Raw genomic sequence first — 13105 nt, forward strand, 5'->3', positions numbered from 1 at the left:
AGACCACGCTCCCGCCTCGTCATGCCCCCGCGATCCTCTCCCTCCACCGGCCTGAGTCCCAGTGACGCGCGGCGCCTGCTGCCGTGCCTGACGTCCTTCATGGCCTCCACGGACAGCCGGGCGCGCATCGCGTTCGATCCGCTGGAGTTTCCGCGCCGCTACCAGGATCCACGCGACATCGAGGTAGCCGGGTTGCTGGCGGCGGCCCTGGCCTACGGCCGCGCGGACCTGTTCCGGCCCAAGGTGGACGCCCTGCTGAAGCGCATGGGGGCTTCTCCAGCGGCGTTCGTGCGCGAGCTGGACGTGGCGGGGGCGCGCGAGCTGCTCGGCGGCTTCGTCTACCGCTTCAACGTGGGCACGGACGTGGCGGTGCTCCTGTTGGGGATGGGCCGGGCCCTGCGGGAGCACGGGAGCCTGGAGGCCCTCTTCGTCCAGGGACTGGAGACCCGCGGCTCCTGGCATGGCGCGCTGGACGCGTTCACCACCGCCCTGCGGGAAGTGCCCATGGAGCCCCTGCGCCGGGCGATGGGTCCCGAGCGGGGCTTGCAGCACCTGTTGCCCTCGCCGCTCGGGGCGGGCGCGGCCAAGCGGCTCAACCTCTACCTGCGCTGGATGGTGCGCGGGCCGGATGGGGTGGACCTGGGCATCTGGAAGCGGGTGCGGCCCTCGGCGCTGCTCATTCCCCTGGATACGCACATCGGCCGCATCTCCAAGCACCTGGGGCTCACCCGCCGCAACGATCTGAGCTGGCGCACCGCCGAGGAGGTGACGGCCTCGCTGCGCGTGCTCGACGCCGAGGACCCGGTGCGCTTCGACTTCGCCCTGTGTCACTACGGCATGAGCGGGGTGTGTCCCACGAAGCCCGTGCGGGAGAACTGTGCCCGGTGCCTGTTGCGGCCCGCCTGTTCCATCGGCCGGGAGACGGTGAGGGCATCGCGTACAGGATGAAGCGCCCGCTGCCGGACGACACGAGTGGGCGGCGTGTACTCAAGGGGGCTGCGCGGTCTCTCCACCCGCCTTTCAGTCGCTCCTGCAATGGCAACATTCAGCTTTCTCTGGTCTGAAGCAGGTGGTTCCGGGCTTTCCCGACGAGGGGTCGCATCCGGTATTTTCTTCGCGTCGAGCCCCTCCGTGGGGCCCTGTTGCTCGGTGACGCGAGGGGCGCAGAACTGGCCGGAGTTTCTCGCCTGGAGCGAAGACGCCATGAAACCTTGTGAGGTTCGTCTGCAGGGGCGAAGCTGTACGAATCCTCTGACACCTTCTTCGAGGCTCGACCGGGACGAGGTCCGTGCGCTGAATGCCCAGGGCTTCGAGGGAGCGCACGACATCAGCGGAGATGGGCGGATGCTCCTCCACTGATGATGTAGAGAGCGCACGCCACCGGGGTCACTGCCAGGGATTGGGATGGATCTCCCCCCACACATTGAGGCCCGCTCCCCTCACCCTTGGGCGCCTCCACGCTGTCGCGCTCCGGACTGCGCGCTGACACCCGTGGACGGGAAGCCGGGAGAGGCACCGTGACTGTAGCCTCTTGCTCCGGTGGCTGGACGTCTTCGGCCCGAGGAGACAGCATGACGCAGACGCGTGGATTCACCGTGGCCTTGGCTGTGACCACCTTGTTCACGGGAGCGCCGGACGTCCAGGCCCGTGGCACGACTCCTTCCGATGCGGATGGCGAGGTGACGTTCGCCGCTGGTCTCACCGTCCACTGCGGTGACACCCTCACCACCCATACGCGCCTGACGCACGACCTCCACTGCCCCAGCTCGGCGCCCTTCGCGCTCCAGCTCGACGGCGACGGCATCGTCCTGGACCTGGGCGGACACACCATCCGCCGCACCGGTCCGGAAAACAGGAACTCACAAGGCATCGTGATCGCCAGGGGCCGGATGGTGCGCAATGGCACCGTCCGGGGATTCGGCAGCGGCATCACCACCGCCATCGGCGCGGGCCCGCTGAACGTGCGGCTGCATGAGCTCGCGCTCCTCGACAACGGCGCCGGCGTCTTCAACCGGGCCTCCCCTGGGAACTTCCTCATCACGAACTCACGCCTGAACGGGAACGGGAGCGGGCTGAGCAGCGAGTTCGATGCGTCCAATGGCAACTTCGACGTGCGGTCATCCCTCTTCACCCACAACGGGTCCGCGATGCTCGGGGACTTCCACTCCATTGACGTGCTCGACTCCACGTTCACGTCCAATGGGCTCGTCTTCCTCTGCTGGGAGAGCACCATCCGCATCAGGTCGAGCACGATCGCGTGGAACGACGCAGTGGGCCGCATCCCCAATGACCCCGGCTTCCGTGTCTGCAGGCAGATGCGGTTCGAGAACACGCTCATCGCGAACAACGCCGCGTTCGCGCCGGCCATCGATCCGGTCTGGAATCCGCTCAATCTCTCGATGCTCGACACCCTGGTCGTCCGCAACGGTACGGGGCTGGAGGCAGCGGCCGAGAAGGTCTACATCGACAGCAACACCTTTTATGACAACGCGAGTGGTCTGACCCTGTCCGACCGCGCGGGTTTCCCTATCACCTCGCTCACGGGCATTGTCCGCGGCAATCAGTTCCTGGCCAACGACGGCGATGGACTCCGGGTGCAGCCGCCCAGCACACCTACGGTGCTCAACAACCTCGCCCTGGGCAACGCGGGCTTTGGCCTCTACGCGCCCACGGCCTTCGACGGCGGCGGAAACGTCGCGCGCGGCAACACCGCGGGCGACTGCGTGGGCATCGTCTGCGCCATGTACTGACGTCCCCGCTGGCGGCGGCGCTCGCGGGCCTGGTGCTCTACCACCTTCTTCAGACACCTTCTTCAGACGAAGTGACGTAGGCTCTCCGCCCCAAGGGCTCCACGCGAGCCATCCTCATGGAAGCTCGCCATGCGCCATACATCCCCGACCCGTCTCGCCTCCGTGTCCCTCTGCGCCCTCGCCGCCGTCTCGCTCCTCACGGCCGCCGACACGCGAAAGCCCACCACCCAATGGCTCGCCCGCCCCTCCGAGGCCGCGCGCATCGCCCGCGTGGAGGCAGGACTCTCCCCCGTGGCCCTTCCCGGCGAGCAGACACGCCGCCTCTCCCTCCAGGAGTGGATGGCGCTGTACAAGATTCCCGGACTGAGCATCGCTGTGTTCGACAAGGGATCGCTCGTCTGGGCCAGGGGTTATGGCGTGAAGCAGTCCGGCGGCACTGACCCCGTCACCCCCGACACCCTCTTCCAGGCTGCCTCCATCAGCAAGCCCGTGACGACCCTGGCGGTGCTGCACCACGCCGAGAAGCGTGGGTGGTCGCTCGACGGGAACATCAACGACCAGCTCGTGTCGTGGAAGGTGCCCGACAACGAGTACACGAAGGAACAGAAGGTCACCCTGCGCCGGCTGCTCTCCCACAGCGCGGGGACGACGGTCCATGGCTTCAAGGGCTACGCGGCCAACGAGCCCGTGCCCACGCTCCGGCAGGTTCTCGACGGCGAGAAGCCCGCGAACTCCGCTTCCGTGCGCGTCGACACCGTGCCCGGCACGCTGACGCGCTACAGCGGTGGAGGCACGCTCATCGTCCAGCAGCTGCTGATGGACCAGCTCCACCAGCCGTTTCCGCGAATCATGCGGGAAGGTGTCCTCGCCCCCCTGGGCCTGAAGCACAGCACCTACGAGCAGCCACTGCCCAAGAAGCTGCAGCCCCTCGCCGCCACCGGCACGCGCTCGGGAGGCGCGAGCGTCGAGGGCCGCTGGCACACCTACCCGGAGCTGGCGGCCGCGGGCCTGTGGACGACGCCCACCGACCTCGCGCGCATCGCCCTCGAGGTCTCCAAGGCCTGGAACGGCGAGTCCCAGCGCGTGCTGTCCCAGTCGATGGCGAAGCAGATGCTCACCCGGCAGTCCGAGTCCTTCGGGCTCGGCTTCCAGCTCAACCCGGGCAAGGAGTGGTTCGGTCATGGAGGAGGCAACGAGGGCTTCAAGTGCTTCCTCATGGCGTTCGCCGACTCGGGCAGCGGCGTGGCCATCATGACCAACTCGGATGATGGCTGGCGAATCTTCGAGCGACTCACCGCCAGCGTGGCCACCGAGTACGGCTGGAAGGGCTTCACCGCCGAGCCCGACAGCCCCTCCACGACGGCGGACCTGCTGGCGCGCCTCGAGGGTACGGACGCCGCCATCGCCTGGTTGAAGGATCGGCGGCGCACGGCTCCAGAAGAGACGCTGTCCTCCGGCATCCTCAATGACATCGGCTACTCGTTGCTCAGGGGAGGCAAGGTCGCCGACGCCGTGAAGGTGTTCGAGGCCAACGTCGAGCTCTACCCCGAGGACGCCAACACGCACGACAGCCTCGGGGAGGCCTACCTCGAGGTGGGCCGGAAGGACGAGGCCATCACCCGCTACAAGAAGTCCCTCGAGCTGAACCCGAAGAACGACAACGCTGCGAGGATGCTGGAGGAACTCGGCGCATCCTCGAGCAAGTAAGTGAGCACCCTCGTGCGCCGCATAGGCGTGGACGTCGAACCAGTGGGCCCGGCAGCCGCCCGAGGGATTCTTGTCTGCCGTCCCGAGTGTGGGCCCTAGCATGTTGAGAGACGGAGGTATCCGGACCTGGCTCGCGGTCCTTGGTGGCATGATCCTGCCACTGCCTCTGCTGTGGCTTTTCTCTTCCAGCGCGCAATCCCTGGGTGCTAGGCGGGAGGAGAGTCGAATGACAACGCCCCTGTCATCAGCGAGTCGCTGGCGGCACTCTATCTCGTGGGATTTTCATATAAAACGGAAAAAGGCCCTATAGTTGTAAAACAGGAAATCTTTTGTTATGAGAGGAACCCGCTGCCGCGCCCGATTCCAGCGGCGCCTCCAGAGGGGAACTCCACATGAAGATGAGTATGCTGATGCTGGGTTTGGTGTCTGGCCTGATGATCACCGCGTGTGGTGGCCCTGAGCCCGAGGACGCCCAGGCACCGGCGGAGGAGCTCGGCACGACCCAGGGCGCTCTGTGTGAGGGCTGGGACTCGGGCGCGCGCAAGTGTTCCTTCCAGTGTTACAGCTACTCCACGTGGTGGACGACCTCGGCCACGGTGAGCTACGGCCAGTGTCAGGAATACGCCAACGGCCAGTGTGGACGGACCGCGTATGGCGCGTGCTGGAGCAAGTGAGCACCCCCATCGCTTCCCTGTGAACCCTCCTACCCCAAGGATTGCTCCATGAAGATGAAGACCCTGCTGCTTGGCCTCGTGTCTGGTGTCCTCCTCGCCGCCTGTGGCGGTCCACTCCCCGAGGAGATGGACGCCCAGGAGCAGCTCGGCACGACCGAGAGCGCGGTGTGTGAAGGCTGGGACTCGGGCGCGCGCCTCTGTACCTGGAAGTGCACCAGCAGCGCGTCCCAATGGTCCGCGGTGGGCGCGGGCGTCGTGGCTTACGGCCAGTGCCAGAGCTACGCCAATGCCCAGTGCGGACGGACCGCGTATGCCACCTGTTGGAGCAAGTGAGCCCCGTGCCTGCTACGGCCCGCCTGCGCCATTGGCAGGGAGACGGGTGGGTGGGCGGGGCGGGCCAGGCGCGCTCTACCCCCTGAGTGGTTGACGGGTGGGACGCGAGCGGGGATACACGCCCTCATGACGTTGGCATCGGTCGTCGGACAGCCACGAGCCATCGACGCGCTCCAGTCGGCGCTTCGGGGTGGCTCGGTTCATCACGCCTACCTCTTCGCCGGGCCGGAGGGCGTGGGCAAGGAGCTCACCGCCGTGGGGCTCGCCCAGGCGCTCACCTGTCCCGAGCAGCCCGATGTGGGCTGTGGCACTTGCTCGAGCTGTACCCGCCTCGCCAAGGGCGCCCACCCGGACGTGTCCTGGCTCATGCCCGATGCCGAGCGCGTGGATCGCGGCCTCGCGGGCCGCTCGGACTTCGCCACCACGCCCAGCCGCGACATCCGCGTGGATCAGATCCGTACCCTGCTCGAGCGCATCTGCCTGCGGGGCCTCGAGTCCAAGCGCAAGGTGGCCATCGTGGTGGACGCGCACCAGATGAACACCCAGGCGCAGAACGCCTTCCTCAAGACGCTCGAGGAGCCCCCCGCGGACACCACGCTCATCCTGCTGGCCTCGGCGCCGGACAAGATGTTGCCCACCATCCGCAGCCGCTGCTCCAAGGTGTCCTTCGGCCCGCTGCCCGTGGAACTCGTGGCCGAGCGCCTCCAGAAGGAGCGCAAACTGGACGAGCCGACGGCCATGCTCGCGGCGGTGATGGCCGGAGGCAGCCTTGGCCGGGCCATGGCGTTGGACCTGAAGGCGCTCGCGGCCCGTCAGGACGTCATCCGCTCGTTCGAGGCGCTCAAGCCCGGAGACGTGAGCGCGATGCTGCGCTGGGCCGCCACGTTCGGCGAGTCGCGCGAGGACGCGGAGCAGGCGCTCTCCATCCTCTCGCTGTGGACGCGCGACGTGGCGCTGGCGAAGGTGGGAGGGGAGCGCCTGGCCAACCGGGACCTGGACGCGCTCGCGCACGAGGTGGCGGCGCGCACGCACGAGTCGATGCTCCACCGGCGGCACGCGCTGCTGGACAAGGCGCGGGCGACCATCGTGGAGCGCAACGGCTCGCCCCGGCTGCAACTGGAGCGGATGCTCATTGAATTGCTGGAGGGGCGATGAGCGCGGACATCGAGGACGTGCTGGACGAGGCGCGGGCGGGCAAGGTGGTGCACCCGCTCTACCTGCTGTGGGGCGAGGAGTACCTCGTGCGCAAGGGCGCGGACGAGCTGGTGAAGGCGCTCTTGCCGGATGCGTCCGCGGGGCTGAACTTCGCGGTGCTGGACGCGGGCTCGCCGCGCGAGGTGGCGCAGGAGCTGGCCACGCTGCCGCTGTTCCCCGGGCGCAAGGTGGTGCTGGTGCGCGACCCGGAGTTCCTCGCGCCCAAGAAGGGCCGGGGTAACGCGCTGGGCAAGGCGCGCGAGGCGTGGACGGCGGGCAAGCGCAAGGAAGGCGCGCGGCGGCTGCTCGCGCTGGCGGCCCGGGCGGGGTGGGGCGTGGCGCAGTTGGATCCGGAGGCTCCGGGAGCGCCCTCGGCGGAGGAGTGGAAGGAGGAGCTCAACGTCGAGCTGGCGGAGGCGGATCTGCTCTTCCTCAAGGAGGTGGCCGCGTTCTGCCGGGAGGAGCGCATCAGCGCCCCCGAGGGGGACGCGAGCGCGCTGCTGACCCTCTTCGAGAAGGGGCTGCCGCCGGGGCACACGCTGGTGATGGCGGCCTCGGACGTGGATGCGAAGAACCCGCTGGTGAAGCTCGCGGCGGACAAGGGCCGGCTCGTCGAGCGCAAGGTGGCCTCGCGGCACAAGGACCTGGAGATCGGTCCGCTCGCCGAGGAGTTCCTCTGGCCGTTCAAGAAGAAGCTGAGCAAGCCCGCGGCGGATCTGCTCAAGGAGCGCATTGGCGGCAACGTGCGGCTGTTGCAGTCCGAGCTGGAGAAGCTGGCGACGTACGCGGAGGGCTCCACCATCGAGGCGGCGGACGTGGCGCTGCTGGTGGCGCACACGCGCGAGGAGGAGTTCTTCGAGCTGTCCGAGGCCCTGCAGAATCGCAACCTGAAGGCGGCGCTGGACTACACGGTGGACGCGATGGGGCAGGGGGTGCACGGGCTGCAACTGCTGGGCGCGGTGGCCTCCATCGTGCGGGGCATGCTGGAGAACCACGAGCGGCTGGAGAAGTACGCCGGGGGCTCGGTGCCGCGCTCGTTCAACGACTTCAAGGCGCGGGTGTTCCCCCGGGTGGAGGAGGAGGCCAAGGCGGCCAAGGGCAAGGCGCCGCATCCGTATGCGGCCTTCCTCGCGATGCAGGGGGCGGCCCGCTACAAGCGGCGCGAGCTGTTGGACGCACTGGTGGCGTGCGCCGAGTCGGACCTGTCGCTCAAGTCCTCGGCGAGCGGCAAGCTCGTCATCGAGCGGCTGTTGTGGACCGTGTGCGCGAGCGCTTGAGGCTCCGCGCGGGGGGCGCTTGAAGTGCTCCCTCGACACCCTTTCGGGCTTCAGGCGGCGATCACGAAGTCCGGATGGGCGACCGCGAAGGCGGCATTCCGCTCCGCTTGGGGCGGGTAGATCCACTGGGTGTTGATCTGACGCTTGAGCGCCTTGCCCGCTTCACGCGTCAGCTTCACCTGACGGTCCCATCCCTCGGTGAAGAGCGCGCCCCAGGGGCCGAGATCGAGGCAGGTGACGTACTTCGGCTGGCTGTACGGGTGGGTCGGCAGACCGACCAGCTCGGCGGCGGCGTTGTGGCCGGCGACGCGGCCGAGGATCACCGCGTGCTGGCAGGACATCGCCGCCAGGTGGCCTTCCTCGTCGGTCGTGACCATCGCCACATCCCCGGTGACGAAGATGCCCTCGGCGCCCTTGGCGCGCAGATACTGGTCGGCATGGACCCGGCCGAAGCGGTCGTGGTCGCCTGGGATCTGCGCGGCGAGCGGGTTGGCTCTCGCGCCAGCGGTCCAGACCACCGTGTGGGTCTCGATCCGCTCGCCGGTGGACGTGGTGACACCCTCCGCGTCGATCGCCACGGCTCCGGTGGAGGTGCGCACCTCGACGCCGCACTCGGCCAGGGCCTCCTCGATCACCGGGCGAGGAACCGGCCCGAGATCGGGGCCGATGGCGGGCGCCTGTTCCAGCACCACGACCCGGATCTTCGCGTCCTGGCCGAGGATGGCGCGCAGCCGCTGGGGCATCTCGGCCACCGTCTCGATGCCGGTGAAGCCACCGCCCGCGACCACCACCGTGTTCCGGGCGGCCGTCTCCGGCTTGTGGGCGAGCGCCTTCAGGTGCTTGTCGAGAGCGCTCGCGCTCGACAGCTGGTCGACGTTGAAGGCGTGCTCCTTGAGCCCGGGCACGTTCGGCATGAACAGGCGGCTGCCGGCCGCCAACACGAAGCGGTCATAGGGCAGCGTCACGCGCTCGCCCTCGGTGCCGAGCACTTCGACTTCATGCCGGTCGGCATGGATCGCCTCGATGGTGCCGGAGAGGTGGCGAACGCCCACCGCCTCGAACAGCGGCGCGAGGTCCGGCGCCATGTTCTCGAGCACCGCCTCATAGAGGCGCGGGCGGATGTGGAGGTGGGGGCTCGGCGACACGACCATGATGTCCACCTGGTTCTGCTTGCCCGCCAGCGATACGGCGCGCGCGGCGGAAATGGCTGCCCACATGCCAGCGAAACCCGAGCCCGCGATGACGATCTTCTGGTTCATTGTCTTGCTTTCTTTTGGGAGCCGGACGCAGCTCTCCGGTTCCGTCGTGCGGATACACGACGGCCGCTTTCTCGGTCGTCCGGCGGAAACCGAGAAAAAATTCAAGAGTTCGAGTGGTTCACGGCGTTACGCCGCGCGTCCGGTTCAGGAGGGCTCTTCGTGCGTGCGCGATTTCCGCGTGGATGCACGGTTGTTGAGCCGGTCCTCAATCCATTTCTGGACGTCGTTTGAAAACCCAGGCGGCGCCTTGCGGCCGAAAGTCTTCGCGACATCGGCGAGCGATTCCTTCGCCAAGGTGTCGCGCATCGCCTTCTCCGCGCGCAGCATCACGGCATGGATCGCGCAGACGCCCGCCATCGCCCAGGAGGGAGGATTGCCCTCGAACACGGCGCAACGGCCGCGAACCTGCTGACAGTCGAAGAGCGGCTTGTCCCCTTCGATCGCATCGATGACTTCCAGGAAGCTGATGTCCTCCGGGGCCCTGGCGAGCTTGTACCCGCCGCGCACCCCCTCGCTCGCGACGACGATCCCCGCCTTTTCGAGCTTGGGGAATATCTTGGCGAGAAAGGTGGGCGATACGCCCTGAAGCTCGGCCAGGTCTCGGCTGCTCAGCGGAGTGTCGCCCGCGCTGACCAGCCAGAGGAGGCAGTGGATGCCGTATTCAACGCTCGTGGTGAGGTGCGCCATAACACGGACTATATGGGTCCGTGTTCATGTCGGCAACCGAAAAACGAAGACAAAGTGAGTCCGAGTTGATGCACCGCGCCGCGAGGAGGCGTTCCTCGAAGAGGGGAGGCGGGCGAGCTGGCGTGCCTTGGCGGCGCCTGGCGGGACTACGCCGCCACCACCATGGCCTTCGGCTCCAGGTAGGCCTCCAGTCCATAGGGGCCGTTCTCCCGGCCGATGCCGGACTGCTTGAAGCCGCCGAACGGGGCCTTGGGCTCATGGGTGAGGGTATTGACCAGGACGCGCCCGGCCTCGAGCCGAGCGGCCACTCGCGCGCCGCGTTGGGGATCGCCAGAGACCACGTAGGCGTGCAGGCCGTAGAGCGTGTCGTTGGCGATGGCCACCGCCTCGTCCTCGTCGCGGTAGGTGATGAGCGACAACACCGGTCCGAAGATCTCCTCTCGTGCGATGGTCATGTCGTTGCGCACGCCGGTGAACACGGTGGGCTTCACGCACCAGCCGCGCTTCATGCCCTCGGGCCGGCCCTCGCCGCCCACCAGCAGGCGCGCGCCTTCGTTGAGGCCGAGGCGGATGTAGCGCTGCACGCGCTCCCACTGCTTCGCGCTCACCATGGGGCCGATGGCGGTGTCGGCATCGCGCGGGTCGCCGGACTTCGTCGCGCGCACCTCACGGGCGAGCAACGACTCGAACTCGGCCTGTCGAGAAGCGGGGACCAGGATACGGGTGCCGGCGATGCAGGCCTGACCGTTGTTCATGAACCCGGCCTGCACCGCCAGTGGCACCGCGGTGGCGAAGTCGGCATCGTCCAACACCACCATGGGCGACTTGCCGCCCAGCTCCAGCGTCACCCGCTTCAGGGTTTCCGCTCCGGTGCGAAGGATGGTCTTGCCCACCACGGTCGAACCGGTGAACGAGATCTTGGCCACGTCCGGCGAGGCGCTGATCTCCGCGCCCACCACCTCACCGCGCCCGGTGACGATGTTGAACACACCGGGCGGCAGGCCGGCCTCGTGCAGCGCCTGGGTGATGATGCGCGTCTGGATGGCGCTCATCTCACTGGGCTTGAGCACCGCGGTGCAGCCGGCGGCCAGCGCGGTGGCCAGCTTGCCGCAGATGAAGCCGGCGTCGTTGTTCCAGGGAGTGATGAGGCCGGCCACGCCCAGCGGCTGCATCACCACCCGAGCGGTGCCCGCCTGGCGCTCGAAGTCGTAGCGCGCCAGCACCTCGGCCACTTCGCCGATCACCTGGTGGGCATGGCTCGCCATCCAGCGAGAGCGCGACGCCGGCGCGCCGTACTCCCTGATGACGGCCTCGAGCAGCTCATCCTCGCGCGCGGCCACCGCCGCCCGCATGCGCTCGAGCATCGCGAGGCGCTCGGCCCGGGTGGTGCGCGAGAACGCCGGGAAGGCACGTCTGGCCGCGGCGATGGCGCGACGCGCGTCCTCGGCATCGGCCAGTCGCACCTGGCCGATCACCTCTTCGGTGGCGGGGTTGAACAGGTTGAACCATTCGTCGCCATGCGGGGTGACGAAGGCGCCGTCGATGTAGATCTGCTCGATGCGTTCCATGAAAGGACTCCGGTGGAGAAGGGGCTCCGGTGAAGGCCGGGGTGGTACCCGACGGAATCCAATCTGCGCGGGGCGGACCGTCCCGACAATCGGGTGTATCCTGCAAGGGCCGTTCTGAAAATCAGGACAATCCCCATGCACCGCTCAGGACTGATCGAACTGGAGACCGTGCTCGCCGTGGCCCGTCACGGCAGCTTCCGCGCCGCCGCCAGGCAACTGGGCATGTCCACCTCGGCGGTGAGCAGTGCGGTCGCCGGGCTGGAGGCTCGGCTGAAGGCGCGTCTGTTCCACCGCACCACCCGCAGCGTGGCGTTGACCGAGGCCGGCCAACGCTACGTGCAGCGCATCGCTCCGGCGGTGGCGGAGATCCGCGGCGCCAGCGAGGAGATCAACAGCCAGCCCGAGGCTCCGGCCGGCACGCTGCGAATCAACTCGCCGAACGACGCGGTGCAGATGATCTTCGAGCCCTTGCTGCTCGAGTACCTGAACCGTCACCCGCGGATGAATCTGGACATCGTCAGCGAGGCACGGCTGATCGACATCGTCGCCGACGGTTTCGATGCCGGTATCCGTCTGGCCGAAGCGGTGCCTCAGGACATGGTCTCCATGCCGCTCAGCGACGACCTGCGCATGGTCGTCGTCGGCTCACCGGCCTATTTCGCTAAACACGGCAAGCCACGGACACCGGACGACCTGACCGGCCACGCCGCCATCCGCATGCGACTGTCACACGGGGGTCTGTACCGCTGGGAATTGGAGCGCCGTGGCGAGGCCCTGGAGATCGATCTGCCGCCGCGATTGGTCCTCAACGATCAGCGCACCGTGCTCACGGCCGTTCGCGCGGGGGTTGGCCTGGCGTTCCTGTCCGAGTGGCACCTCGCCGATGATCTGGCCAGTGGCCGCCTGGTGACAGTGCTGGAAGACTGGTGCCCTCCCTTTCCAGGTCTTCGCCTGTATTACCCCAGGCACCGGTACGTCCCGGCGGGATTGAAGGCGCTGGTGGAGTTGATCCGCGAGAAGAACACCGCCCGCCGCGCCGCGCGCTGACCCATCTCCTCACACCTCCTGACGGGCGCCAGCGCTGTTCAAGGGGCGAAACGCTCGACGAGCAGTTGCAAGCGGCGGCGCAGCACACGCGTCGCCGGCAGGTCGGACTGGAGCCCCTCCACCGCGAGCATGAAGACCTCGGAAAGCTCCTTGTTCTCCAGGATGGCCTGCGTGAGCTTGAGCTGCATCCGGACGTGTTTCGCCTCCACCTGGGGGAAGAGCCGCGAGCAGACCTCGTACAAGTCGGCCGCCATGGGCGCGCCCATCAACTCGTCCCACGGCTCGAGCAGGAGGATCTCGTAGACACGCAGGAGCTTGTCCCGCTGGGAGCCGGGTGAGGCCAGCACCTGCTCGGCCCGGGGGTAGCGCTTCTCGAAGAGATCCTCGATGACCGCGGTGTAGATGTCGTCCTTGTTCTTGAACTTCCGGTAGATGAGTGGCCGCGAAATGTTCGCCCGTTTGGCGATGTCATCGAGCGACGTCTTCGCGTAGCCGAACTGGAGGAAGCACTCCAGCGCGGCCTGGAGGATTGCCGCCCGGCGTTGCGCGTCGCGATCCTGGCTCGTCTCATCCGACATGCGATCAAGTTGACAATATTCGCGTCCTTTG

General features: G+C 67.8%; 12 protein-coding genes. 8 read left to right on the forward strand and 4 right to left on the reverse strand.

Going from position 1 to position 13105, the window contains the following annotated elements; translation table 11 throughout:
- Positions 1 to 21 precede the first annotated feature (21 nt).
- The 7 genes from F0U63_RS16010 to holA all read left to right on the forward strand — a co-directional run bounded on the left by F0U63_RS16010 (position 22) and on the right by holA (position 7935).
- Positions 22 to 948, forward strand: coding sequence for a TIGR02757 family protein (locus tag F0U63_RS16010; protein WP_395846783.1), 927 nt, complete (start codon positions 22 to 24; stop codon positions 946 to 948).
- Between the two features lie 623 nt (positions 949 to 1571).
- Entirely contained in the window at positions 1572 to 2750 is a 1179-nt protein-coding gene (locus F0U63_RS16015; protein ID WP_395846784.1) for a right-handed parallel beta-helix repeat-containing protein, read from the forward strand.
- Between the two features lie 129 nt (positions 2751 to 2879).
- Positions 2880 to 4457, forward strand: coding sequence for a serine hydrolase (locus tag F0U63_RS16020; RefSeq protein ID WP_395846785.1), 1578 nt, complete (start codon positions 2880 to 2882; stop codon positions 4455 to 4457).
- 392 nt (positions 4458 to 4849) lie between these two features.
- A complete protein-coding gene (locus tag F0U63_RS16025; protein WP_395846786.1) occupies positions 4850 to 5131 on the forward strand; it encodes a hypothetical protein in 282 nt (93 codons plus the stop codon).
- A gap of 48 nt (positions 5132 to 5179) precedes the next feature.
- Complete coding sequence (locus F0U63_RS16030) at positions 5180 to 5464, forward strand: hypothetical protein (RefSeq protein WP_395846787.1); 285 nt, start codon at positions 5180 to 5182, stop codon at positions 5462 to 5464.
- Positions 5465 to 5590: 126 nt separating this feature from the next.
- Complete coding sequence (gene holB / locus F0U63_RS16035) at positions 5591 to 6619, forward strand: DNA polymerase III subunit delta' (RefSeq protein ID WP_395846788.1); 1029 nt, start codon at positions 5591 to 5593, stop codon at positions 6617 to 6619.
- The gene (holA, locus tag F0U63_RS16040) at positions 6616 to 7935 is read left to right on the forward strand and encodes a DNA polymerase III subunit delta (RefSeq protein WP_395846789.1); all 1320 of its coding nucleotides are present in this window, start codon (positions 6616 to 6618) and stop codon (positions 7933 to 7935) included. Before holB ends, holA begins: the two co-directional genes overlap by 4 nt.
- A gap of 50 nt (positions 7936 to 7985) precedes the next feature.
- Here holA and F0U63_RS16045 read toward each other — a convergent pair whose 3' ends face one another.
- The 3 genes from F0U63_RS16045 to F0U63_RS16055 form a co-directional block, all read right to left on the reverse strand.
- The gene (locus F0U63_RS16045; RefSeq protein WP_395846790.1) at positions 7986 to 9194 is read right to left on the reverse strand and encodes an NAD(P)/FAD-dependent oxidoreductase; all 1209 of its coding nucleotides are present in this window, start codon (positions 9192 to 9194) and stop codon (positions 7986 to 7988) included.
- Positions 9195 to 9338: 144 nt separating this feature from the next.
- Positions 9339 to 9881 carry an RrF2 family transcriptional regulator gene (locus F0U63_RS16050; RefSeq protein ID WP_395846791.1) on the reverse strand — a complete coding sequence of 181 codons (543 nt, stop codon included), beginning with the start codon at positions 9879 to 9881 and terminating at the stop codon, positions 9339 to 9341.
- Between the two features lie 146 nt (positions 9882 to 10027).
- Positions 10028 to 11449, reverse strand: coding sequence for an aldehyde dehydrogenase family protein (locus tag F0U63_RS16055; protein ID WP_395846792.1), 1422 nt, complete (start codon positions 11447 to 11449; stop codon positions 10028 to 10030).
- A gap of 135 nt (positions 11450 to 11584) precedes the next feature.
- Between F0U63_RS16055 and F0U63_RS16060 the strand changes: the two genes are divergently transcribed.
- Positions 11585 to 12496 carry a LysR family transcriptional regulator gene (locus F0U63_RS16060; protein WP_395846793.1) on the forward strand — a complete coding sequence of 304 codons (912 nt, stop codon included), beginning with the start codon at positions 11585 to 11587 and terminating at the stop codon, positions 12494 to 12496.
- 38 nt (positions 12497 to 12534) lie between these two features.
- Here F0U63_RS16060 and F0U63_RS16065 read toward each other — a convergent pair whose 3' ends face one another.
- Positions 12535 to 13074, reverse strand: coding sequence for a TetR/AcrR family transcriptional regulator (locus F0U63_RS16065; protein ID WP_395846794.1), 540 nt, complete (start codon positions 13072 to 13074; stop codon positions 12535 to 12537).
- Positions 13075 to 13105 lie beyond the last annotated feature (31 nt).

It is taken from the genome of Cystobacter fuscus, assembly GCF_044360685.1.
GTDB lineage: Bacteria > Myxococcota > Myxococcia > Myxococcales > Myxococcaceae > Cystobacter > Cystobacter fuscus_C.

What these genes read in the sequence shown, in the direction of transcription:
- F0U63_RS16060 (WP_395846793.1), top strand. Translation starts at nt 11,585, where the DNA reads ATGCACCGCTCAGGACTGATCGAACTGGAGACCGTGCTCGCCGTGGCC.
- holA (WP_395846789.1), top strand. Translation starts at nt 6,616, where the DNA reads ATGAGCGCGGACATCGAGGACGTGCTGGACGAGGCGCGGGCGGGCAAG.
- F0U63_RS16050 (WP_395846791.1), bottom strand. Translation starts at nt 9,881, where the DNA reads ATGGCGCACCTCACCACGAGCGTTGAATACGGCATCCACTGCCTCCTC.
- F0U63_RS16055 (WP_395846792.1), bottom strand. Translation starts at nt 11,449, where the DNA reads ATGGAACGCATCGAGCAGATCTACATCGACGGCGCCTTCGTCACCCCG.
- F0U63_RS16045 (WP_395846790.1), bottom strand. Translation starts at nt 9,194, where the DNA reads ATGAACCAGAAGATCGTCATCGCGGGCTCGGGTTTCGCTGGCATGTGG.
- F0U63_RS16030 (WP_395846787.1), top strand. Translation starts at nt 5,180, where the DNA reads ATGAAGATGAAGACCCTGCTGCTTGGCCTCGTGTCTGGTGTCCTCCTC.
- F0U63_RS16025 (WP_395846786.1), top strand. Translation starts at nt 4,850, where the DNA reads ATGAAGATGAGTATGCTGATGCTGGGTTTGGTGTCTGGCCTGATGATC.
- F0U63_RS16020 (WP_395846785.1), top strand. Translation starts at nt 2,880, where the DNA reads ATGCGCCATACATCCCCGACCCGTCTCGCCTCCGTGTCCCTCTGCGCC.
- F0U63_RS16065 (WP_395846794.1), bottom strand. Translation starts at nt 13,074, where the DNA reads ATGTCGGATGAGACGAGCCAGGATCGCGACGCGCAACGCCGGGCGGCA.
- F0U63_RS16010 (WP_395846783.1), top strand. Translation starts at nt 22, where the DNA reads ATGCCCCCGCGATCCTCTCCCTCCACCGGCCTGAGTCCCAGTGACGCG.
- F0U63_RS16015 (WP_395846784.1), top strand. Translation starts at nt 1,572, where the DNA reads ATGACGCAGACGCGTGGATTCACCGTGGCCTTGGCTGTGACCACCTTG.
- holB (WP_395846788.1), top strand. Translation starts at nt 5,591, where the DNA reads ATGACGTTGGCATCGGTCGTCGGACAGCCACGAGCCATCGACGCGCTC.